The organism is Azoarcus sp. DD4 (genome assembly GCF_006496635.1).
Taxonomy (GTDB): Bacteria; Pseudomonadota; Gammaproteobacteria; order Burkholderiales; family Rhodocyclaceae; genus Azoarcus.
This window is the reverse complement of the sequence record NZ_CP022958.1, coordinates 4,050,568-4,072,332: the sequence shown is the minus strand read 5'-3', so window position 1 is coordinate 4,072,332 and position 21,765 is coordinate 4,050,568. Positions and strand designations below refer to the sequence as shown.

Here is a 21,765-nt window from a genome sequence, read left to right as displayed (position 1 = left end):
CCGCGCTACGATACGCCATACGCATTGCATGGCGCCACCCGTAATGCATGCGGTGTGGCCTGCCTTATTGCGGTGCCTTCCGGCTGCCCGCTTCGAAGGGTGCGGCGGCGCGGCTGATGATCCTCTCCAGCAGTACTTCGGCGGCCTTGCCCCCCGCGCTGTCGGCGTTGCGGCGATAGCTGAGATAGACGCGGCCCCGTTCGGCGGGCAGGCGGTACACCGCGATCGCCAGCGGGCAATAAAGCATGTTGTGCACCGATTCGGCAGCGAGGCGGGCGGCGATGGGCGTGCTGCAGAAGCTCACCAGGCGCGCTTCGGCGTAGAGGTCGGGGCGGTGGCCGAGGTCGGCGGCGGTGCGTGCGAGGAGATCGCCGAAATCGTTCTCCGACGGCGGCGCGATGCCCTGTTCGGCGATGGCGTCGATGAGGGCGTCGTGCACGTCCTGGTAGCTCGCCGCCTGCACGCTGCGCACGACGAGTTCCTGGGCTGCCGCGGGCAGGGCGGCGGCGAGGCCGGCGGCGGTGGCGATCACCGCCAGCGCGGTGCGCAGGCTTTGCGGCCGGCGCACTGCCGGGTTGGCGTTGGGCATGGGATCAGAACTGGTAGCTCACACGCACGCCACCATACAGGCTTCGGCCCGGGCCGGGTTCGTAGTAGCGGCCGTTGCGGTCGCCGACGATGACCGAGGCGATGTGCTCGCGGTCGAACAGGTTGTCCAGCCGCAGCAGTTCGCTGAAGGTCCAGGGGCCGGATTTCTGCTCGGCCGCCAGGCGCAGGTTCACCAGGGTGTAGGCCGGGGCGACGTGGTCGGCATTGGCGTCGTCGACGTAGACCTTGCTGCGGTGGATGGTCTCGACCGCGGTGGTGAGGCCGGCCATCGGCTTCCACGCCAGCTCGGCATAGGCGGTCACCGCCGGGATGCCGGGGATGCGCTTGCCGTCTTCCACCGTGGCGGTGGTTTCGTCATAGACCGCACGCATCACCGTGAGTGCGCCGCGCGCGCTCAGCGTGGGGGTGAAACTGGTCTCGGCCGACAGCTCGAGGCCGCGGCGCAGGGTGGTGCCGGCGTTGGTGTAGCTGGTGCGCCCGCCGCTGGCCGAGGCCACGACGATCTCGTCGTCGGTGCGGATCTGGAACACCGCGGCGTTCACCCGGGTGTGCTCGCCGACATAGGCCTTGAGGCCGATCTCCGCCTGGCGGCTGCGCGCCGGCTTGAGGTCGAAATTGAAGCCGCCGCTGGCGGAGTAGGACAGCTCGTTCAGCGTCGGCGTCTCGAAGCCCTTGCCATAGCTGGCGTAGAGGTTGAGCAGCGGCGTCAGCCGCCACAGCACGCCGACCGCCGGCGAGGTCTGGCTGTAGCTCACCGAGCCGCTGTCGTCGCGGTTGGCGCCGACGATGAACTTGTCGTCGACGTCGAACTCGACTTCGCTGTGGCGCAGGCCCAGTGTCCAGTCGAAGTCGCCCTGGCGCCACACCGCCTGCACGTAGGGGTCGGTGCTGGTGACGGTGTCGATCTCGTCGCGGCGCAGCGCGCCCTTCACGCCAAGCACGTTGCCGATGAAGTTCTGATAGCCCTGGCGGTCGTCCTCGGCACGGTCGTAATCGATGCCGGCGGTGAGCGTGAGGCGGCCGGGGCCGATTTCGCGGTCGGCGATCCAGCGCGCGCCCAGGCCGTAGAACTCGCGGTCGAAATCGATCACGCCGCCGGCATGGGTGATGGGGGTCTGGGCCGATTTCGGAATGGACTGGTACTGGACCACGCTGCGTTCGCCGGCATAGGCCTGCAGCTGCAGGCGGTCGCTGCCGAAACGGCGCTCGTAGGTGGCGCCGCCCTGCACATGGTCGATCTCCTTGCGGGTGCGGTATTGCAGCGCGATGTCCTCCACCGCGGTCTCGTCGCGCTTCCAGGTGGCCCAGCTGAGGCCGAGCGGATCTTCCGTCTCGGGCTGGCGCAGGCTGCTGAAGATGAGGTTGAGCTTGCTGTCCTCGTCGGGCCGGAAGGTGAGCTTGGCATAGGCCTGGTCGCGCTCGGCAGCGCTGTAGCGGCGCTCGCCGTCGGTCTCGAAGTGCGAGGCGTCGAGCACGTAGCCGACGCCGTTCTTCTCGCCCTCGGCGCCGATGCCGATCTTGAGTGTGCCGTGGTCGCCGCCGAAGACGCCGGCCGACACCCGCGGTGCGCCTTCGCCTTCGCGCGAGAACAGCTGGATGACGCCGCCGGCGTGGTTGCCGTAGACGGTGGCCATCGGCCCGCGCAGCACTTCGATGCGGTCGGCGGTGTCGAGGTTGAAGGTGGCGGCCTGGCCCTGGCCGTCGGGGTTGCTGGCAGGGATGCCGTCGGCGATCAGCTTGACGCCGCGAACGCCGAAGGCGGCGCGCGCGCCGAAGCCGCGTACCGATATCTGCAGATCCTGCGCGTAGTTCTGGCGGTTCTGTACCACCACGCCGGGCACCGCGTTCATGACCTCGGAGACGTTCACCCGCAAGCCGGCATTGCTGTCGGCGCCGAGGCTGACGCTGTCAACCGAGTAGGGCAGGTCGAAGCTGGAGGTTTCCACCCGGCTGCCGGTGACGACCACCGGCGACAGCGCAGTGGCGGTTTCCTGGGCGGCGGCGGGGAGGCCGGCAAAGCCGCACAGCAGCGCGAGGCTGAGCGGGGCGAGATGCGGGATCGGCTTGCGGCCGGTTTGTCGGCGGAATGGCGTGTTGCGTGCGTTGCGGGTCATGTTGGCCTCGTGTCTCCTGTCCCTGGCGGGGCTGCGCTGAGGGCAGCGTTTGCCGAAGTCTAATGGCGCGCAGTCGGTGCCGCATCGGTCAAAGCACCGGCCTCGTCTCATGAAAATCATGAGACGAGGCCGGGAGTCCGGAAGACCGGGCTCAGGGCTTGCTGCCGGCGGCCTGGAGGGTGTCGAGTTCGCCCTTCAGGTCGTTGGCGCGCGTGATGATGTACTGGTGGATCATCTCCATGTGTTCCGGCAGCAGGGCGCTGGCGAAGGACGGCATGCCTTTGTCGGCGCGGGCACCGGCGACGATGGCGTTGAACTGGGCGTGCGTCTCGGGCTTCAGGTAGCGCAGGTCGGGTACGACGCCGCCGCTGACCGCGTTCAGCCCGTGGCAGTTGGCGCAGAAGCCGTTGAACATCATGCGCGCCATCGGCATCTTGTCGGCTTCCAGCGTGACCGGCGGCGGCGGGGGCAGGGCCACGGTCTTGAAGCTGGCCGGCGGCAGCGCGGCCTTGCCACCCAGCTTGTAGGTGAGGATGCGCGCTTCCGGCTTGACCTTGGCCGCCAGCGACAGCGGGCCGAGGATGCGCGGGAAGGTGCCGCCCCAGCCAGCCATGAAGCTGACGTACTGCTCGCCTTTCACTTCGAAGGTGACAGGCCCGGCCATCACGCCGGTGTTGGCCGGAGACTGCCACAAGAGCTTGCCGCTGTCCGCGGCATAGGCCACTACGCGGCCGTCGGCGGTGCCCTGGAACACCAGGTTGCCGGCGGTGGCGAGCGTGCCGCCGTTGTAGATGGTGCGGTATTCCTGGCTCCAGCGCGCTTCCTGCCTGACCGGATCCCAGGCGACCAGGCGGCCGCGCCAGGACTGGCTGATCTTGTCGACGATGGCCGGGTCTTCCGGCAGGTCGGGGACATCGAGACCGATGTTCACCACCGACTTGGTGGGCAGGAACAGCGGCTCCTTCTGCGCGACCAGACCGGCGGCGGTTTCCTGCGCCGGGATGTAGACCAGGCCGGTGTCCGGGCTGAAGGACATCGGATGCCAGTTGTGGCCGCCGATGATGGCCGGCGCCACCAGCTTGGGTTCCTTCGAATAGTCGCCGTCCGGCAGCAGCACCGGGCGGCCGGTGGCGGGGTCGATGTGGCTGGCCCAGTTCACCGGCACGATGTTCTTCGCCGAGATGAGCTTGCCGTCAGTGCGGTCGAGCACGTAGAAGAAGCCGTTCTTGGGCGCCTGCATCAGCACCTTGCGGAGCTTGCCGTCGATCTCGATGTCGGCCAGCGTCATCTGCTGCGCGGCGGTGAAGTCCCAACGGTCGGCCGGGGTGGTCTGGTAGTGCCAGATGTATTTGCCGGTGTCCGGGTCGAGCGCGACCACCGATGACAGGAAGAGGTTGTCGCCCTTGCCTTCGCTGCGGAACTGGTAATTGAAGGGCGAGCCGTTGCCGACGCCGATGTAGAGCTGGTTCAGCTCCGGGTCGTAGGACATCGAATCCCACACGGTGCCGCCGCCGCCCCACTTGATCCAGCCGTCGCCGTACCAGGTCTTGAGCGCCATCGCCATGGCGTCGTCTTCCGGCGGCAGCTTGGGGTCGCCCGGCACGGTGAAGAAACGCCAGGCCTGCTTGCCGGTTTCGGCGTCATAGGCGGTGACATAGCCGCGCACGCCGAATTCGGCGCCGCCGTTGCCGATCAGCACCTTGCCTTTGACGATGCGCGGCGCGCCGGTGATGGTGTAGCTCTTGGCGTGGTCGAGCACGGTATCGACCGACCACACCTGCTTGCCGCTGGCGGCGTCGAGCGCCACCAGCCGGCCGTCGAAGGTGCCGACATAGACCCTGCCCTTCCACACCGCGACGCCGCGGTTGACCGGGCCGCAACAGCCTTCGCCAGCCATCGCCTTGGGCACCTTGGGGTCGTGCTTCCACAGCAGCTTGCCGCTCACCGCGTCGAGCGCGTAGACGATGCTGTAGGGGCCGGTGGTGTACATCACGCCATCGACCACGATGGGGGTGGCTTCCACGCCCATGTCGATGTCCAGCTTGTGGGTCCAGGCGAGGCCGAGCTTGCCGACGTTGGCGTCGTTGATCTTCTTCAGCGGGGAGTAGCGCTTTTCGTCGTAGCCGCGGCCGTGGGACAGCCAGTTGGCGGCTTCGCCGCCGGTGGCGATCTTGGCGATGCGTTGCCCGTCCACGTTGGCGGGCGGGGCGGCGAGGGTGGGGGTGGTGGTGAGGAGCAGGGTGAGGGCGAGGGGGGCGAGGGTGGGGCGGGTCATGGTTTTGTTTTCCGTTGGGGGGGAGGGGGAGGTCGAGGTTCGTGGGTTTTGTTCCTCCCCTTTCAAGGGGGAGGCTAGGAGGGGGATGGGGTTAGGGCACGCGCGGCGCCTGACCCCATCCCCACCCCAACCCGGTAGCCTTTGCTTCGCTTCGTCGTTCAGCAGGCGGCAAGCAGTGCTTGCCGAAACCCCTGCTTCACCCCCTTGAAGGGGAGGGAGCAGGGCGCCTACTTACATCACCACCGACACCACCTTCTCTTCGGTGTAGGCATCCAGCGCGGTACGCGACAGATCGCGCCCCACGCCGGAATCCTTGTAGCCGCCCCACGGCAAACGGGCGTCGAGCGGGCTCCAGCCGTTGATGGCGACTGCGCCGACGCGCAGCTTGGGCGCCAGCGTGTGGGCGCGGACGACGTCCTGCGTCCATAGCGAGGCGGAGAGGCCGAAGGGCGTGTCGTTGGCGAGTTGCACGGCTTCCTCGTCGCTGTCGAAGGGCACCACCACGCCGACCGGGCCGAAGATCTCCTCGCGCATGATGCGCATCTCCGGCGTGCCGCCGGCGAACACCGTGGGGCGGACGAAGAAGCCGTTCTCCGGCAGCGCTTCGCCGCCGGCCATCAGCGCGGCGCCTTCGGCGATGCCGCTCTGGATCAGGGCGGCGACGCGGTCGCGGTGGCGGGCGTTGATCAGCGCGCCCATGCGGGTGTTGGCGTCCAGCGGGTCGCCCAGCGTCACCGACTTGGCCGCGCCGGCAAGCGCGCCGACCACGTCGTCGTAGCGGCTGCGATGCACCAGGATGCGGGTGCCGGCGGCGCAGGTCTGGCCCTGGTTCACGAACAGGCCCATGGCGACGCCCATGATGGCGGCGTCCAGGTTGGCGTCGGCGCAGATGATCTGCGGCGCCTTGCCGCCCAGCTCCAGCGTCAGGCGCTTGAACAGCGGCGCGGCTTCGCGGGCGATGATGCGGCCCACCTCGGTGCTGCCGGTGAAGCTGATCTTGTCCACGCCCGGATGCTTCACCAGCGTGGCGCCGGCCTCCGGGCCCATGCCATTCACCAGGTTGAACACGCCGGCCGGGAAACCGGCCTCGGCGGCCAGCCCGGCCAGCGCGGTGAGCGCCAGCGGCGCGTCTTCCGAGGGCTTGAGCACCACGGTGCAGCCGGCCGCCAGCGCCGGGGCCAGCTTCCAGATGCCTATCATCAGCGGCGCGTTCCACGGCACGATCAGCGCCGCCACGCCGATGGCCTCGCGAATGGTGTAGTTGAGCGTCGGCCGGCCCATGAAGCCGGCGGTGGGGATCTGGCGGCCTTCCAGCTTGTCCGCCCAGCCGGCGAAATAGCGCAGGGTGTCGATGGACATCGGCAGGTCCAGCATGCGCATTTCCATCAGCGGCCGGCCCTGTTCCATCGCCAGGATGTGGGCGAAGCGCTCGGCGTCGCGCGCCAGCAGGTCGGCCAGCTTGTTGAGCAGGCGGCCGCGTTCGGCGCCCGGCAGGCGCGACCACTCGCCGCCGTCGAACTGGGCGCGGGCGGCGGCCACCGCCGCATCCACGTCGGCGGCGCCGGAGTTGGCAACCTCGGCCAGTACCGCGCCGGAGGTGGGGGCGAGCTTGGCGAAGGTGGCTTGGGTGGCGGCGGCGCGCCATTCGCCGGCGATGAAGTTGAGGCTGGGGTAGGAGGTGGGGGCGGACATCGCGGTTTCCTCGTCGTGGGATGGCTGTGCGGTAAGGGCGGCTGGCCCGCGCGTGGGCGGGCGGCGCGCAGGCGGGCGGCTTACTTGAAGTGATGCACGTAGCGGATCACGTAGCGCTCGCCTTCCGGCCGGTTGCGCACGTGGCTTTCCTTGTAGGCGTTGAAGAACAGGTGGTCCTGCTGGGAGAAGCTGTAGAGCACGCCGGGGCCGATGCCGAAGACCTGTTCCTTGCTGCCGGACACCGCATGGCCGTTCACCTCGGTTTCGGTGATCTGCTTCAACCAGTAGCCGTTGATGCCCACGCGCAGTTGCGGCGTCACCGCGTACTCGGTGGCGAAGTTCATGTGGAAGGCTTCACCGGGGCGCATGTCGCGCGCGTTGGCGACGCCGTAGCCGGCGTAGCCGTTGGGATTGGGATCGGTGTTCTTGCCGCTCCACAGGTACCAGAGGCGGGTGGACACGGTCCAGTCGGGCGTCACCCAGTAGGTGCCGGACCAGTAGGGGTTGATGGTCCAGTGGTTGGCGCCGGGATTGACGCTGCGCTTGTTGTCGTACTCGCCGGTGGGGAAGGAGACGTCGATCTCGAAACGGTGGGCGAAGATGGGGCCGTTGGCGCCCATCACCGGCATCCACTGCAGGAAGGGGCCGACGATGAGGTCGCCGACGCCGGTGTTGCCCTTGGGCAGCGCCGCGTTGTTGAGGCCGTCGTCGGTGCGGGCGTCCAGCACTGCCGGCAGCAGCAGGGTGACGCCGTAGTGGGCGCCCCACAGGGTGTCGGCGGACATCCAGATCGCCTGCGACACCAGCGAGCTCACTTCGATGTCCTGCTTCGGCAGCGGCGCGGCCTTGCCGTCCTTGTCGCGCAGCTTGTCGGCGGTGTAGTACTGCAGGTACTCGGATACGTACCAGCCGGGGCCGGCCGGCGGCGCGCCATCGATGAAGGTGGTGAGGCCAAGGTTTACCGCCGGCAGGTCGTTGGCGGCTGCCGGTGCGGCGGCGCCGGCAAGCAGGGCCAGCGCGGCGGCCAGGCGCATGCGGCGGGGGGAGCGGGTCGTCATGGTGAGCTTCTCCGGGGAGATGTCGCTGTGGTCTTGTCGTGGGCGCGGCATGCCGCGTGGGACAGACCTTAGGGCGCGCATCGCCCCGGCGCTTGCCATGGCGTGCAGGACGCATGTCTGGCCGTGCACGCCGGCCGAACTCCCTGTCCGGCTCCGGCGGCGGCCGTCCACGACGGGGCGGCGACGGGTGGGGGCGTGGGGCCGGCGAGGTCTGCGTTCAGCCGCCGTTGCGGCCGCGGTAGCCGCTCGGGCTGACGCCGAAGCGTTCGCGGAAGCTGCGGCTGAAGTGGGCGGCGTCGGCGAAGCCGTGGTCGAGCGCGATCGCGGTGATGCTGTCGCCGCCGCTGCCGCTGGGGGCGAGCGCCTCGCAGGCCTTTTCCAGGCGCAGGTTGCGGATGAATTCGCGCGGGCGCAGGCCGGCCTCGGCGAAGAGGTTGTAGAGGCTGCGGCGCGACACATGCAGGGCGCGGGCGATGTCGTCGGGGCCGAGCTCGGCGTTGGCGAGGTGCTGCAGCACGAAACGCCGGGCTTCGACCAGACGTAGCGCGTCGCGCTGGCGGCTGCCCTGTTCCGGCAAGGGTTTGTGCAGCGCGCTTTCGGTCAGCGCCAGCACCGATTCGAGCAGGGCGCGCTGGGCGAACGCGTCCAGCCCTTCTTTCTCGCGCATTGCGCCACGCAGCGCCAGCAGGGCGATGCGGGCCGGGCCTGCGGTCTGGCGCGGTGCGCTGCCGAGGTCGCGCGCCAGCCGCATCCAGCGTTCGGCGTTGTCGCCGGTGTAGAGCAGGGAGATGAAGCGGGCGTCTTCGGAAAGCTGTAGCGAATACGGGTGGATGGCGTCGTAGAAGAGCCAGCGGTCGGCCTGCAGCGAACATTCGCCGCCGTTCTGCTGCAGCCGGCCGCTGCCACTGAGCAGCCACAGCAGTTTCACCGCCGGGCCGTCGGCCGCGGCGAGGTGGCTGCGCTGGCGGGTGACGCGGTGCTCGCACATGCGGATTTCGGCGGCGCGCGCCTGGTCCACCTGCGCCCACAGGCCGCGGCCATGAAAGCGGGTACTGCGTGCCACCTCGAAGTCCAGCGGCAGGAACTGCGCTGCCACCGCCTCCCGCCAGTTGTCGTGGCGGGTCTCCTGCATGCGGAAGATGGGGCTGTGACCTGCGTCCATTGGCGGGCTCTCGGGTTGAGAAGTGACGACATGAGGTCCGGTGCCTTCCGTAGCCTCGGACTCTCCCGGTGCCGGTCGGCACCTCCCCCCTCCAATGGACGGCGTGATCGCTGCTGGCCCTGGCCGTGAGGCAGGGATGCAGCTTCTTGATGCAAAAAGTTTAATTCAATGTTTTTTATAAGTAAATTATTTGGTTTGGCTCCTTTGTTTGCTGGTCATGGGGCAACACCGTGCGCGCGTGAGTCGGGGGCTTCACCGGATGCGTCTCGTGCTTTCGGCGTGTGCTCGTTTCCGTTTCATCCTGGCGCAGTTGTATAAAAACGTTACGGTGCAACCTGCTCAGATCGTGATCAGGCTGTTGTTTCGCGTCATTGGGTGTGAAGCATCAAGATCATGTTTTATATGGATTTGTTGGCTCGCTGTGTTGCTTGATGGCGCAGGCGCGGTAGTTGCCATGCACTGCCCACCACGCCATTTGCACGATGGCATAGGGGGGCGCTGCCTGGGTGGACAGACCCGGCGGCAGACATCAAGTAGAAACACCTGGAGACGATCCATGACGAAAAAAATCATCGCGATGGCGATTGCTGCCATTGCTTCCAGTGCTGCTTTTGGCCAGAGCAACGTCACCATCTACGGCAACATGGATTTGGGTTACTAACTTTCTAAAAAGTAATGTCAGGCAAGGGCATATTGACACTCCGGCTGGCGGAAGAACGATTTGACCAGGTTCGGCAGGCGTTGAATCCGGCGCAGCGCGCCCAGCGCCAGCCGCTTCATTTCGTCCTTGTCCTGCACCAGGCGCTTCGAGACCTGGCGCTTCACGTGCGCCCAGACCTGTTCGTCGGGGTTCAGTTGGGGCGAGTACGGCGGCAGGTAGAAGAGCTCGAGCTGCCCCTTCAGGCTCTCGACGTAGGCGCGAACCAGCTTCGCCTTGTGAATGGGGTGTCCATCGACAATGACGAAGACGGGCTTGGTGGCGCCGATCATCAGTCGCTTGAGGAACTCCCGGAATACCGTAGCGGTGACCGAGCCTTCGTGAAGCATGAAGCGAAACTCGCCTTGCGGGCTCACCGCCGAAATCATGTTCAGCGAGAAGCGCCGGCCGGTGACCTCGACGACCGGCGTCTGCCCACGCGGGGCCCACGTGGTGCCGGTGTGGTAGTCGGAGCGAATCCCCGATTCGTCGGCAAAGTAGATCGTCGCGCCCGCCGCACGCGCTTTGGCACGAATCGCCGGATAGGTTTCCGACTCCCATTGGCGCACCAGCGCGGCATCCTGCTGCCATGCTTGGTAGAGCGGCTTCTGGGCGCTGAATCCGAGCATCTTCATGAGCCGGCTGACCGTGGCGATCGACAGCTCCTTGCCGAACTGCCGCTTGATCAGCGCGCGAATCAGCGACAGCGTCCACAGCCCGAACTCGAACTTGTACTGCAGCGGCGTGTTCTCCCGCACTGCCTGAGCGAGCCAGCGCATCTCCTCGGCGCTCACCTTCGAGGGGCGCCCCGGAATCGGCTTGGCAAGCAGCGCGTTCTGTCCGCCGCTCGCAAAGTCGGCCAGCCACCGAAAGACACTGCGCACGTTCACGCCGAAGGCGGCCGCTACGCTTTGTGCTGTCTGCCCTTCGCGAACCGCCTTGATGGCCTGTTGGCGCATGACCTGAAGCGAGTGATGGTCGATGGCCCGACCGTCCGAGTTCCGTTTGCATTTCATGCGCGTATTGTCTCATGCTGTGACAATACTTACGAGAATGTTAGTACATGCATCGCAGCGGCGGCAGCGGCGCGGTGGACGGTGCGAACAGCAAGAAGCAAAGCGCGCTGGAAAGTGCTGCCTCGGAGAGCTATCTGGGTTTCAAGGGCGCGGAGGATCTGGGCAGCGGCATGAAGGCCGTGTTCGATCTGCAGCTTCTGCTCGATCCGGATGTGGGCGGTACGATGACGAAAGGACGTTCGTACGTGGGTCTGGCTGGCGGATTCGGTACGGTGGTTGGTGGATATCTGGACGGTCTGCGCTACGGGATCTATGGCAAGTACAACCCGTTCGGCAATTACTCCGTCGGCAACTTCGCGTCGATGACCACGCAGTACGACCGCGCTGCGAATGCGGTGGCCTACATCTCCCCGAACTTCAACGGCTTCACCCTGATCCTGGCCACCTCGACCAATACGCAGACCGACGAAGGTGAGCTCAACGGCGTTCACGTTCCGGCAAAGACGCCGGGTGGGAACAAGGGCGACGACCGTCTGTTCTCCGTCAACCTGATCTATGCCAACGGTCCGTTGAGCGTCGATCTCGACTACGAGACCACCAAGGCGGTCGGGTATTCCAGCAGCCGCCTGTTCGTGCTGACGACCGGTGCTTCCTATGATTTCGGACCGGTCAAGGTGTCCGGTGTGTACGACGTGATCAAGGGCGACCGCAATTCGCTGATCGGCGGCAACATCGACCTGGGCGGTTTCAATCTGGGTGGCCTGGCCGCAGACGAGAAGTACGACCGACGCAACTGGTTCGTGGGTGTTCAGGTCCCCTTGAACGATCGCGCACGCGTGATGGCGAGCTACGGCCGGGTCAAGGACAAGACCTTGTCGGATGCCGACGCCAGCAAGTGGGCGATCGGGGCACGCTATGCCCTGTCCAAGCGGACCGAGCTGTATGCCGACTACGCCCAGATCAGGAACGACTCCAATGCGGCCTTCACCATCAACCCGAAGGGCAATTCGCAGGGCCTGAGCGGTGTGGGTACCCGCGGTATCGCGGTGGGCATGAAGCACAGCTTCTGATCACCAACGCACCGACCCTGGTGGCTTCACCGGCAAAGGGCTGCGCCTGCGGGCGCGGCCCTTTTTCATTGTCGCGCCGGCGGATTGTTTCGCCAGACTGAATGGTGCTGACAGCAAAGGGTGGTTTATTTGCTGCATTGCAGACCACAGAATCTTTTCTTCCGCGGTGCGTCATACCGGCTCGCTCCGTCAATGCAATGCTCGTCCGGAAAGGGAAGAATATGGGTCTGGGAAAACGTATCGCGGGCTGCCTGCTGGTGGCCCTGGTGCTGCCCTTCGGCATCAGCCTGGCGGAGCACCCGCCCGGCACGCAGGCGGCCGAGCCCCGCAGCTGGCGCAATGCGCCGCGTCATTCGGCCGGCATTGCGCCCGATCCGGCCGCGCTGCCCGGGACGGCGGTGGTGCAGGTCTATGCGGCGCAGACGTATGGCTGGCGCGGCTACTTCGCGGTGCATCCGTGGGTCATCTACAAGCGCAGCGGCGACAGCGTTTATACCCGTTACGACGTCATCGGCTGGGGCGGCAGCCGGGTGGTGCGGCGCAACCACGCGCTGCCCGACGGCCTGTGGTTCGGCGCCACGCCGCAGGTGCTGGCCGACCACAGGGGCGAGGGCGTGGATGCGATGATCGACCGGATCGAGGCGGCCATCGCCAGCTACCCCTATCCCGACGAATACCGTGCCTATCCCGGCCCCAACAGCAACACCTTCGTCGCCCACATCGGCCGCGAGGTGCCGGCGCTCGGCCTGGACATGCCGGCCAACGCCATCGGCAAGGACTACCGGCCGCTGAGCCGTCCGGTCGGCCTGTCCTCGTCCGGCCAGGGTGTGCAGGCCTCGCTGTTCGGCCTGCTCGGCGTCACCGCCGGACTGGAGGAAGGGCTGGAGTTCAACCTGCTCGGCCTCGGTTTCGGCATCGACTTCAACCGGCCGGCGCTGCGCCTGCCTTCCATCGGCCGTCTCGGCATGGACAACCTGGCGGCCGACAGGGCGCCGGCCGCCGCCGCTCACGCCCAGGCGCTATAGTGCGACCACAGCCCGCCGCACCAGGAAGCCCATGGAATTAGACCTCGACCAGATCCGCGCCACCCTGCAACGCGACGCCGTGTGGGTGGTGTTCGCCAACGTGCTGATGCAGCAGCTCGGCCTGCCGGTGCCGGTGGTGCCGACCCTGCTGGTGGCCGGCAGCCTGCTGGTGGGCGCCGGGCAGGGCGGGGCGATGCTGGCAGCGGCAGTGCTTGCGTCGGTGATGGCGGATTGGGCCTGGTATCTCGCCGGCCGTGGTTTCGGCTACCGGGTGCTGTCGGGCTTGTGCCGCCTGTCCATCAACCCCGGCTCCTGCGTGTCGCAGACCGAGGCGCGCTTCGTGCGCTGGGGCGTGTGGTCGCTGGTGGTGGCGAAGTTCGTGCCCGGTTTTTCCACCGTCGCGCCACCCATCGCCGGTGCACTGCGCATGCCGCTGGCAAGCTTCACCATTGCGGCCGGTGCCGGCGCCGCGCTGTGGGCGGGTAGCGCCATCCTTGCCGGCTGGCTGTTGCGCGAACAACTGCAGGGCGGGATCGCGGCACTCGCCGAGCACGGCACCACGTTGCTGCTCGTCGTGCTGGTCCTGCTCGGGCTGTGGCTGGGCTGGAAGCTGTGGCGGCGCTACCGCTTCCGCCAGCTGGCCGACATCCGCCACATCGATGCCGCCACCTTGCTCGAGGTCCTGGCCTCGCCGCAGCCGCCGCTGCTGCTGGATCTGCGCGGCCCGGCGATGCTGGCCGAAACCGGCCCGATCGCCGGCGCCACGGCGACCGATCTCGATGGTCTCGCCGTGGCGGTCGGTGCCTGGCCCAAGGATGCGACGGTCGTCACCCTGTGCGCCTGCCCCGAGGATGCGACTGCCATCCAGGCCGCGCGCATGCTGCTGCAGATGGGCTACCGCAGCGCGCTGCCCCTGCGTGGCGGCTATCACGCCTGGCTGGCGGCGCAGCCGGGCGCGCATGCCGATCCGGCGACACCGGCGCAGGCCTGGGGGCGGGGCATTCCGCCCGCCTCGGGAACTGACGGGCCTGCGGGCTGACTAGCTTAGTAGGAGGCTGTCCCCATGTCCGATCCGAGCCCGATCCCGACCAGCGTCCGCCGGTTTCGCCGTGCCGCCGCGGCCGTGCTCTGCGTCCTCGGCCTGGCGTGGCAGCCGGCGATGGCCCAATCGTACCCGCAGTGGCTGGAGGGCGGCAGGCCGAGCACCGAGGCGGCGAGGGCGGTGGACATCCTGTCCGCTGCCGCCGACGACGGACTCGAGCCGCAGGACTACGGTGCCGAGGCGCTCGCCCAAGCGCTGGAGGCGCTGCACCGCGACGGCGACCTCGCCGGCCAGGCGGAGTTCGAGAGTCGCCTGACCGCCGCGATGGAGCGCTATCTCGCCGATCTCCATGGTGGCCGGATCGATCCGCGCCGCTTGCACGAGACCTTCGACGTGGCGCTGCCCGACAGCTTCGATGCGGCGGCTTATCTGCGCGACGCCGTGGCCGCCGGCCGGCTGGCCGAAGCGGCGAAGGCGGCGGCGCCGCGGCTGCCGCTCTATGCCGAACTGCGCACGGCGCTGGCCGCCTATCGCCGGCTTGCCGCCGATCCGGCGGTGCGCGCTGCCTGGCAGGCGCCGCTGCCCCCGCCGCCACGGCGCAAGCTGGAGCCGGGCCAGTCGTACGCCGGGCTGGCAGCCGTGCTGCAGCGCCTGGTCGCGCTCGGCGATCTGCCGCAGGGCACGCTGCTTCCCGCGCGCTACGAGGGCGCGCTGGTCGAGGGCGTCAAGGCCTTCCAGCAGCGTCATGGTCTGGCGACGGACGGTGTGCTGGGCAAGGCCACGATCGCGCAGCTGGAGGTCGTCCCGGCGGCGCGCGCGCGCCAGACCGCACTGACCATGGAGCGGCTGCGGTGGACGCCGTTGCTGCAGGCGCCGCGGATGATCGTGGTGAACGTGCCGGAGTTCATGCTGCGCGCCTACGCGGTGCGCGACGGCAGGATAGAGATCAAGGCGCAGATGAAGGTCATCGTCGGCAAGGCGCTCGACACCCGCACGCCGCTGCTGGCCGAGGACATGCGTTTCATCGAGTTCAGCCCCTACTGGAACGTGCCGCCCTCGATCGCGCGCGCGGAGACGGTGCCGCGGCTGCACCGCGAACCGGCCTACTGGGCGCAGCAGGGCTTCGAGTTCGTCGATGGCGACGGCCGGGCCATCACCGCCCTGTCCGTCGCCGGGCTGGATGCGGTGCTGCGCGGCGAACTGCGCATCCGTCAGCGGCCGGGGCCGAAGAATGCGCTCGGCGACATCAAGTTCATCTTCCCCAACAACGACAACATCTACCTGCACCACACCCCGGCGCCGCAGCTCTTCGCGCGCGAACGGCGCGACTTCAGCCATGGCTGCATCCGGGTGGAGGATCCGGTGGCGCTGGCGAAATTCGTGCTGGCGGGCGATCCGGCCTGGGACGAGACCCGCATCCGCGAGGCCATGGAAGCGGGCAAATCCCGCACCTTGCGCCTGGCGGAACCTTTGCCGGTGCTCATTGCCTATGGGACGGCGCTCGTCAAGCAGGACGGGCGCACCTATTTCTTCCCGGATATCTACGGGCACGACGCGCTGCTCGACGAGGCCTTGCGGAACAGGGGACGTCCCGATCCCGCTGTCGCAAGGCGCTGAGCGCAGGCACAATGGCGTCGCCCCCGCCTTACCGTAACGACCTTGAAAGCCTTCGTCCCCCAACGTCGCCATTTGCTGCGGCACACCGCGCGGCTGGCCCTGGCCGGCGCCGCGTTGCCGCTGGCCCGACCGGCCGCAGCCTTGCCGGCAGATCTTGCCCGCGGCCGCAGCCTGTCCTTCGATCACACGCATACAGGCGAGCATCTGTCGCTGGTCTATGCCCTCGGCGAGCGCTACCTGCCGGAAGCGCTCGGCAGCCTCGACCACTTCATGCGCGACCACTACTCCGGCGAGGTCGGCCGCATGGACCCGCAGCTCTTCGACCTGCTGCACCGCCTGCGGACGACGCTGGGCTGCGACACGCCTTTCCAGGTGATCTCCGCCTATCGCTGCGCCGATACCAACACCCGGCTGCGCAACACGCGCGACGGCGGGGTGGCCAAGCGCAGCCTGCACATGGACGGCAAGGCGATCGACATCCGCATCGCCGGTATCGGCCTGGCCGACCTGCGCGACGCGGCACTGGCGCTGCAGCTCGGCGGGGTCGGTTACTACCCGCGCGAGCAGTTCGTCCACGTCGACACCGGCCGCGTGCGCAGCTGGTAAATCGTCCGTAGCGCCGCGGCTAAAGGCGCAGGCCGGCGAGTACCGGTGCGCTCACGCCGGCGACGACGGGCAGGTTGTGGCCCGCCGCCAGCCGCGTCCACGGCGCCCGGTAACGACGCGCGGTGGCACGCATCCAGGGCACCGGCATCACGCGGTCGCGGTCGCCGCTGATGAGGCTCACCGGCGTCGAGATGCGCTCGACCGCCACCGATTCGGCCGTATCCAGCACGCTCGTCACCACTTCCCGGGTGCGCTTGCCGGCCAGGCCGGCAAGCAGCGAGGCGAGTTCCTGGTCGCGTGGCACGTCGGGCGGCACCGGCGCCAGCAGCACGGCGGCCGGTCGATCGGCACGCGCCAGTTCGCGCTGCACCAGGTAACCGCCCATCGAGTGGCCGACCAGCCGGGTATCTTCAGGCAGCCCGTCGAGCACGCTGCGCACGTCGCCGGCGTATTGCCGGTAGCTCGGCGCCGCCGCGGCACTGCGGCCGTGGCCGCTCAGGGACAGGGCGTGGGCGGCATAGCCGGCTTCGGCCAGGTCGGCCATCACGCCGCGCCACTGCCAGCCGTCGCCGCCGGCGCCGTGCACCAGCAACACATGGCCGCGCGGCTTGTGGCGCGGCAGGCGCTTGAACACCTCCAGCCGGCCGTCGTGACCGCCGCGGTGGATTTCGGTATAGATGCTCTGTTCGCGCGGCAGCACCTGCACACAGGCCTGGGCTTCGTCGCCGTCGTAGGCGATGACCGGGTCGAAGCGCCGGACCAGCCGCGTCATCGCCAGGTTGCGGCGCATGTAATGCACGTACATCTTCGTCAGCCGGAAGCGCCGAGCGCGCTGCAGCGCGCGCTGGATCAGATGGCTGCCGATGCGCCGGTTGCGGTAACCCGCCATGATGGACAGGCCCAGTTCGCCGACCGGGTAGCCGCCTTCCGGATGCACGGCGAGGTGAGCGAAACCCACCAGCCGGCCGCTGTCCCAGGCGCCTTCCACCACGTCGCGGTTGTAGTTCAGCCCCTGCGCGTAGGCCAGCAGCGTGGCGTCGGCGGTGTGGCTGCCGAAGCGCAGCGCGCGGTCTTCGGCGTCGAGCGAGAGCAGGTGAAAGACGATGGCCGGTTCGTCGTCCGGCGTGAGCGAAGCAAAGCGATAGTTCATGACGGCTCCAACGGCCATGCAGGCCGCTTCTAGACGCCTCTTACCTTAGATATATTGCTGCAATGCAGCAAATGATGATTTGTAAGCTGTCGATGAGAAAAATTCAGCCCGGTTCCGGCGACCTCGCCGCGTAGCCGCATCAGTTCCGGGTTTACATTCCTTACATCCCGTCTAATAATAAGAACCGTTCTCGTTTATACGGCTTGCCCAGGCCGATGCGTGCTGCAGGTGCGCGACGAGAAATCACCAGCCAGCCAGGCCGTGCCGCAAGGGTACGCGCCAGCCAGCCAGCAACCCCTTGCTGAGCAGGTGTCACCGTGTTCCGTTCCGTCTTCCGCGTTCCCGTCTTCCGGTCGCCAGCCGCTGCCGCCGTGCTGCGGCGCATCTGCCCGCGCCTGAAGTCCGACCCGAGCCTGCGCTAGACCCGTTCCCGGCAGTCCCATGCCAGCCGTGGCGTCCGCGCGGCTGCGCAGTGGGTCGCGTTCGTGCGCTGCCCGCTTGGCATTGCCCCCTGCAGCAGGGATTCCGTCCCGCTTACCCGCCCCCAACGACATGAACAAGACCAAGACCGAAACACGCCGGCATTCGTCGCTGTCCGCCGCCCGTCGCGCGCTCGCGCCTTCCCGGCGGCTGGCGCTGATGCTGTTGTCCGCCTGCGGTGCAGCCGTCGCGCAGGACGCCGCCAATCCGCTCACGCTGCCGGCGGTGACGGTGACCGATGGCGCTACGGAGACCGCAACCGGCCCGGTGCAGGGCTACGTCGCCCGCCGCAGCGCCACCGCCACCAAGACCGACACACCGCTCGCCGAAACGCCGCAGTCGATCTCGGTGATCACCGCCGACCGCATGCGCGACCAGGGCGTGCAGACGGTGCAGGATGCGCTGCGCTATACGGCCGGCGTGCGTGGCGAAACCTACGGTCTGGACAGCCGCGGCGACTGGTCGACCATCCGTGGCACCGACCCGGTGATCTACCTTGACGGCATGCAGCAGACCTTCGGCTATTACGCCAGTTCGCGGCCCGATCCCTTTGCACTGGAGCGCATCGAGGTGCTGAAAGGGCCGTCGTCGGTGCTGTACGGCCAGGGCACGGTGGGCGGCATCGTCAATCTGGTGAGCAAGCGCCCGCTGGATACGCAGCAGGGCGAGGTGCAGCTGCAGTACGGCAGCTTCGACCGCAAGCAGCTGGCGGTGGACGTCACCGGCCCGCTCGATGAGGACAAGACCCTGCTTTACCGCGTCGTCGCCATCGGCCGCGACAGCGATACCCAGGTCGACAAGGTCGGCGACGACCGCTACGTGCTGATGCCTTCGCTCACCTGGCGGCCGGATTCCCGCGTGGAATGGACGGTGCTCGCCAACTTCCAAAAGGACGAAACCGGCTCGACCACGCAGTTCCTGCCGCACGCCGGCACCGTGCTGCCGGCGCCCGGCGGGCTGTCCAAGATTCCGATCGATGTATTCATGAGCGAGCCCGGCTTCGACGAATACGACACCGAGCAGAAGTCGCTCACCTCGCTCTTCAGCTACAAGCCCGACGACACCTGGACCCTGCGCCAGAACCTGCGCTACTCGGAAAGCGAGGTCAGCTACCAGACCATCTACCCGGCCTTCCCGCCAGCGCTGCAGACCAACGGCGACATCGACCGGGTGTACTGGGTCGCCAAACCGGAGCTGAAGTACTGGACGGTGGACCACCAGGCGCAGGCCGACATCGCCAGCGGCCGGCTGCGCCAGACCGTGCTCGCCGGGCTCGACTACCAGTACGCCGTCACCAAGCGGCGCTGGGCCTACGGCGCGGCCGGCACGCTCAACCTCTACAACCCGGTGTATGGCAACTTCACCCCGCCGGGCGCCGACGACTTCTATGACGACCCGGACAACACCGTGCGCCAGACCGGCATCTACGTGCAGGACCAGCTCACCTGGGACGAACGCTGGATCGCGGTGATCGGCCTGCGCCAGGACCGCGCGGTCAATGACACCGAAGGCGGTGAAACGCAGAAGGACACCGCGGTGACCAAGCGCCTGGCGCTGATGTACAAGGCGGCCAACGGCGTATCGCCCTATCTCAGCTACGCCGAGTCCTTCCAGCCGGAGATCGGTCTCGACGGTTACGGCAAGGCCTTCAAGCCGTTGCGCGGCAAGCAGTACGAGGTGGGGGTGAAGTACGAACCGGCCGGCGGGCGCGGCCAGCTCAGCGCGGCGGTGTACGACCTGCGCGAGAAGAACCGCAAGTCGCCCGACCCGACCAATCCGCTCAACCAGCTGCAGACCGGCGAAGCCCGGGTGCGCGGGCTCGAGCTGGAGGCGCAGCTGCGCCTTACGCCCGACTGGGACCTGATCGGCACCTATTCCTATACCGACACCGAGGTGCTGGAAGGGACCAACGAGGGCAAGCGCCTGCCCAGCGTGCCGGAGCAGATGGCCTCGTTGTGGACCCAGCACCGCTTCTCCGTCGCCGGCATCAACGGTTTTCGCGGCGGCTTCGGCATCCGCTACATCGGTGACAGCTGGGACGGCACCGACAGCCTGACCACGCCCGGCTACACCCTGTTCGACGCCATGCTCGGCTACGACGTCGGCCGCTGGAGCTTCGCCCTCAACATGAACAACATCGGCGACAAGACCTACTACACCACCTGCCTCGCGCGCGGCGACTGCTTCGTCGGCACCCGTCGCACCGTGGTCGGCACCGCCAGCTACAGGTTCTGAACCATGGCCCTCGATCGCAAGCGCTGGTTCCTGGTGCACGGCTGGCTGTCGCTGCCGGTGTGGGCGGTGTTCTGCTTCGTCTGCCTGACCGGCACCATCGCTGTCATCAGCCACGAACTCACCTGGCTCACCAATCCGGCGGCGCGCGCCGACAACCCCGACGACCTGCCGGCGCAGCCGCTGCCGGCGCTGGTCGAGGCGGTACAGAAATCGGTGCCCGGCGCCGAGATCCGCCAGGTGATGGTGTTCGAGCCCTATCTCGTTACCGCCATCGGTTTCGCCGCACCTGGCAAGCCGCCGGCCCTGGCCTATGTGAACCCGTATACCGCCGAGGTGCAGGCGATCAACCAGGGCATCACCTTCGTCGGCTTCATGCGCTCGCTGCACGGCTGGCTGCTGTTTCCGTGGCATCACAGCTGGAGCGTCGGCTACTACCTGGTGGCAGCGATGTCCATCGTCACGCTGGGCGCGATGATCACTGGCATCGTCATCTACCGGCGCTTCTGGCGCGCGTGGACGCGGCCGCAGCTGCGCTTCGATGCCGGCGCGCGGGTGCTGCTGGGCGACCTCCATCGCCTCGTCGGCGCCTGGTCGCTGTGGTTCCTGCTGGTGATCGGCGCGACCGGGCTGTGGTACCTGGTGCAGGCAGTGCTGTGGCACAAGGAGCTGCACGTGTGGGACGAGCCGGCGATGGTCGCGCAGCAGGAGTTGCCGATGACGACAGGCGAGGTGCCGGCGCAGATCGGCCTGCAGCAGGCCATCGCCGCGGCACAGCGCGCGATACCGGAAATGCAGCCGCGCTGGGTGTCCTTCCCCGAGCACAAGCGCGCGCACTTCAGCATTGCCGGCAGCGGCGACAACTTCCTCTACGACGCCTACGCGTGGCGCGCCTTCGTCAATCCGTGGACCGGCGCGGTCGAGGAGGTCCGTACGCCGGCCGCCATGAACGCGCTGCAGACCGTCGCCCACATCGCCGATCCGCTGCACTACGGCACCCTGGGCGGGATCTGGACCAAGGCGATCTGGTTCGTGTTCGGCGTGCTGCTCAGCGCGATGTCCATCACCGGCTTCCTGATCTGGAGCAAGCGTACCTTCGGCCAGGCGCGCAAGCCCGCCCGCAAGCGCGCGACCGCCGCGGAAGCGGAATCCGGCGGTGGCCTGGAAGGAGCTCAGCCATGAAGGCCGCGCCGGGCAAACGTTGGCCGCGCGCCAGGTACTGGCTCAACGCCTTGGTGCTGATCGCGCCGGCCTGGTTCCTGTACGCATCGCTCACGCCGGCGTTTCCGGTGGCCTGGCAGACGCAGGCTGTCGGGCCTTTCACGGTAACGCCTGCACCGCACGACGAGGCCGGGCCTTACCTGCACGACGGCGTGCAGGTGAAGGACTTCGGCTTCCGCTTCTGCGACGGCTGCGTGGCCCGCATCCGCATGGCCTACGCCAACGCCGGCCCCGAGCCGGTCGCGGTGCTCGACGGCGAAGACGGCGTGGTGCACGGCCACGGCGCGCTGCAGGAAGCGCACGTGTCCTATCCGCAGCGCCCGGGTCCGGAAGATCGGCTGTGGCTGACGGTGCAGGAGTGGAACGGCACGCTGCATCGGGTGGCGTGGCCGCTGCCGGGGGTGTCGGCCGCGCCTGACTGAGCCGGCGCACCCAGCCATCCCCTGATCGTCCCCGCCGCAGCCGCGGCCGCCACCGCGCGTGTTGCGGGGACGGCGCTCGTCCTTTCCACGCTTTCCGAAGGGCGACAAGTCCCCAGCCCGCGATCCCCTGGCCCCCTCCCCTTCAAGGGGAGGGTTGGGGTGGGGATGGGGTCTGCGCGGCGCCCACCGAACCCCATCCCCATCCCAGCCTTCCCCTTGAAGGGGAAGGGGAAAACCGCCGGCTGGCTTCATCGCCAAGCAGCTTCCCTTCCGGAGA

Annotated in this window: 16 protein-coding genes; 8 read left to right on the top strand and 8 right to left on the bottom strand. The window is 68.0% G+C overall.

Going from position 1 to position 21,765, the window contains the following annotated elements; all coding sequences use genetic code 11:
- Positions 1-64 precede the first annotated feature (64 nt).
- From CJ010_RS18830 to CJ010_RS18800, 7 genes are all read right to left on the bottom strand, one after another.
- Positions 65-589 carry a DUF302 domain-containing protein gene (locus CJ010_RS18830; protein WP_141019473.1) on the bottom strand — a complete coding sequence of 175 codons (525 nt, stop codon included), beginning with the start codon at positions 587-589 and terminating at the stop codon, positions 65-67.
- Between the two features lie 4 nt (positions 590-593).
- Positions 594-2,723 (bottom strand): TonB-dependent receptor, encoded by a 2,130-nt coding sequence (locus tag CJ010_RS18825; RefSeq protein ID WP_141019472.1) that lies wholly within the window; start codon positions 2,721-2,723, stop codon positions 594-596.
- Positions 2,724-2,874: 151 nt separating this feature from the next.
- Complete coding sequence (locus CJ010_RS18820; RefSeq protein ID WP_141019471.1) at positions 2,875-4,998, bottom strand: PQQ-dependent dehydrogenase, methanol/ethanol family; 2,124 nt, start codon at positions 4,996-4,998, stop codon at positions 2,875-2,877.
- A 231-nt stretch (positions 4,999-5,229) separates the two neighbouring features.
- On the bottom strand, positions 5,230-6,690 hold the full coding sequence (locus tag CJ010_RS18815; RefSeq protein WP_141019470.1) for an aldehyde dehydrogenase: 1,461 nt from the start codon (positions 6,688-6,690) through the stop codon (positions 5,230-5,232).
- A gap of 80 nt (positions 6,691-6,770) precedes the next feature.
- Positions 6,771-7,748, bottom strand: coding sequence for a transporter (locus tag CJ010_RS18810; protein ID WP_141019469.1), 978 nt, complete (start codon positions 7,746-7,748; stop codon positions 6,771-6,773).
- A gap of 217 nt (positions 7,749-7,965) precedes the next feature.
- Positions 7,966-8,910 carry a helix-turn-helix domain-containing protein gene (locus CJ010_RS18805; protein ID WP_141019468.1) on the bottom strand — a complete coding sequence of 315 codons (945 nt, stop codon included), beginning with the start codon at positions 8,908-8,910 and terminating at the stop codon, positions 7,966-7,968.
- 678 nt (positions 8,911-9,588) lie between these two features.
- Positions 9,589-10,623, bottom strand: a complete 1,035-nt coding sequence (locus CJ010_RS18800) for an IS630 family transposase (RefSeq protein ID WP_141017523.1) — start codon at positions 10,621-10,623, stop codon at positions 9,589-9,591.
- Positions 10,624-10,670: 47 nt separating this feature from the next.
- Here CJ010_RS18800 and CJ010_RS18795 point away from each other — a divergent pair, with 47 nt between their 5' ends.
- The 5 genes from CJ010_RS18795 (at position 10,671) to CJ010_RS18775 (ending at position 15,983) form a co-directional block, all read left to right on the top strand.
- Entirely contained in the window at positions 10,671-11,693 is a 1,023-nt protein-coding gene (locus tag CJ010_RS18795; RefSeq protein ID WP_141019467.1) for a porin, read from the top strand.
- Positions 11,694-11,914: 221 nt separating this feature from the next.
- The gene (locus tag CJ010_RS18790) at positions 11,915-12,718 is read left to right on the top strand and encodes a DUF3750 domain-containing protein (RefSeq protein ID WP_141019466.1); all 804 of its coding nucleotides are present in this window, start codon (positions 11,915-11,917) and stop codon (positions 12,716-12,718) included.
- Between the two features lie 31 nt (positions 12,719-12,749).
- A complete protein-coding gene (locus CJ010_RS18785; RefSeq protein WP_141019465.1) occupies positions 12,750-13,757 on the top strand; it encodes a VTT domain-containing protein in 1,008 nt (335 codons plus the stop codon).
- A gap of 24 nt (positions 13,758-13,781) precedes the next feature.
- Positions 13,782-15,377 (top strand): murein L,D-transpeptidase, encoded by a 1,596-nt coding sequence (locus CJ010_RS18780; protein WP_205754819.1) that lies wholly within the window; start codon positions 13,782-13,784, stop codon positions 15,375-15,377.
- 42 nt (positions 15,378-15,419) lie between these two features.
- Entirely contained in the window at positions 15,420-15,983 is a 564-nt protein-coding gene (locus tag CJ010_RS18775) for a DUF882 domain-containing protein (RefSeq protein WP_141019464.1), read from the top strand.
- Positions 15,984-16,002: 19 nt separating this feature from the next.
- On the opposite strand, the gene CJ010_RS18770 is transcribed toward CJ010_RS18775, so the two are convergent.
- Entirely contained in the window at positions 16,003-17,133 is a 1,131-nt protein-coding gene (locus CJ010_RS18770) for an alpha/beta fold hydrolase (RefSeq protein ID WP_168224986.1), read from the bottom strand.
- Positions 17,134-17,685: 552 nt separating this feature from the next.
- Between CJ010_RS18770 and CJ010_RS18765 the strand changes: the two genes are divergently transcribed.
- The 3 genes from CJ010_RS18765 to CJ010_RS18755 are packed head-to-tail and all read left to right on the top strand — an operon-like array spanning position 17,686 to position 21,488.
- Positions 17,686-19,848 carry a TonB-dependent siderophore receptor gene (locus tag CJ010_RS18765; protein WP_240794408.1) on the top strand — a complete coding sequence of 721 codons (2,163 nt, stop codon included), beginning with the start codon at positions 17,686-17,688 and terminating at the stop codon, positions 19,846-19,848.
- Positions 19,849-19,851: 3 nt separating this feature from the next.
- Positions 19,852-21,027: a PepSY domain-containing protein gene (locus CJ010_RS18760; RefSeq protein ID WP_141019462.1), complete on the top strand. Its 1,176-nt coding sequence runs from the start codon at positions 19,852-19,854 to the stop codon at positions 21,025-21,027.
- Complete coding sequence (locus CJ010_RS18755; protein WP_141019461.1) at positions 21,024-21,488, top strand: hypothetical protein; 465 nt, start codon at positions 21,024-21,026, stop codon at positions 21,486-21,488. The genes CJ010_RS18760 and CJ010_RS18755 overlap by 4 nt, the downstream gene beginning before the upstream one ends.
- The last annotated feature ends 277 nt before the right edge of the window (positions 21,489-21,765 follow it).

Bases quoted from the DNA above. Each gene is read 5' to 3' on its own strand.
- CJ010_RS18830 (WP_141019473.1), bottom strand. From the start codon at position 589: ATGCCCAACGCCAACCCGGCAGTGCGCCGGCCGCAAAGCCTGCGCACC.
- CJ010_RS18825 (WP_141019472.1), bottom strand. From the start codon at position 2,723: ATGACCCGCAACGCACGCAACACGCCATTCCGCCGACAAACCGGCCGC.
- CJ010_RS18820 (WP_141019471.1), bottom strand. From the start codon at position 4,998: ATGACCCGCCCCACCCTCGCCCCCCTCGCCCTCACCCTGCTCCTCACC.
- CJ010_RS18815 (WP_141019470.1), bottom strand. From the start codon at position 6,690: ATGTCCGCCCCCACCTCCTACCCCAGCCTCAACTTCATCGCCGGCGAA.
- CJ010_RS18810 (WP_141019469.1), bottom strand. From the start codon at position 7,748: ATGACGACCCGCTCCCCCCGCCGCATGCGCCTGGCCGCCGCGCTGGCC.
- CJ010_RS18805 (WP_141019468.1), bottom strand. From the start codon at position 8,910: ATGGACGCAGGTCACAGCCCCATCTTCCGCATGCAGGAGACCCGCCAC.
- CJ010_RS18800 (WP_141017523.1), bottom strand. From the start codon at position 10,623: ATGAAATGCAAACGGAACTCGGACGGTCGGGCCATCGACCATCACTCG.
- CJ010_RS18795 (WP_141019467.1), top strand. From the start codon at position 10,671: ATGCATCGCAGCGGCGGCAGCGGCGCGGTGGACGGTGCGAACAGCAAG.
- CJ010_RS18790 (WP_141019466.1), top strand. From the start codon at position 11,915: ATGGGTCTGGGAAAACGTATCGCGGGCTGCCTGCTGGTGGCCCTGGTG.
- CJ010_RS18785 (WP_141019465.1), top strand. From the start codon at position 12,750: ATGGAATTAGACCTCGACCAGATCCGCGCCACCCTGCAACGCGACGCC.
- CJ010_RS18780 (WP_205754819.1), top strand. From the start codon at position 13,782: ATGTCCGATCCGAGCCCGATCCCGACCAGCGTCCGCCGGTTTCGCCGT.
- CJ010_RS18770 (WP_168224986.1), bottom strand. From the start codon at position 17,133: ATGAACTATCGCTTTGCTTCGCTCACGCCGGACGACGAACCGGCCATC.
- CJ010_RS18765 (WP_240794408.1), top strand. From the start codon at position 17,686: ATGAACAAGACCAAGACCGAAACACGCCGGCATTCGTCGCTGTCCGCC.
- CJ010_RS18760 (WP_141019462.1), top strand. From the start codon at position 19,852: ATGGCCCTCGATCGCAAGCGCTGGTTCCTGGTGCACGGCTGGCTGTCG.
- CJ010_RS18755 (WP_141019461.1), top strand. From the start codon at position 21,024: ATGAAGGCCGCGCCGGGCAAACGTTGGCCGCGCGCCAGGTACTGGCTC.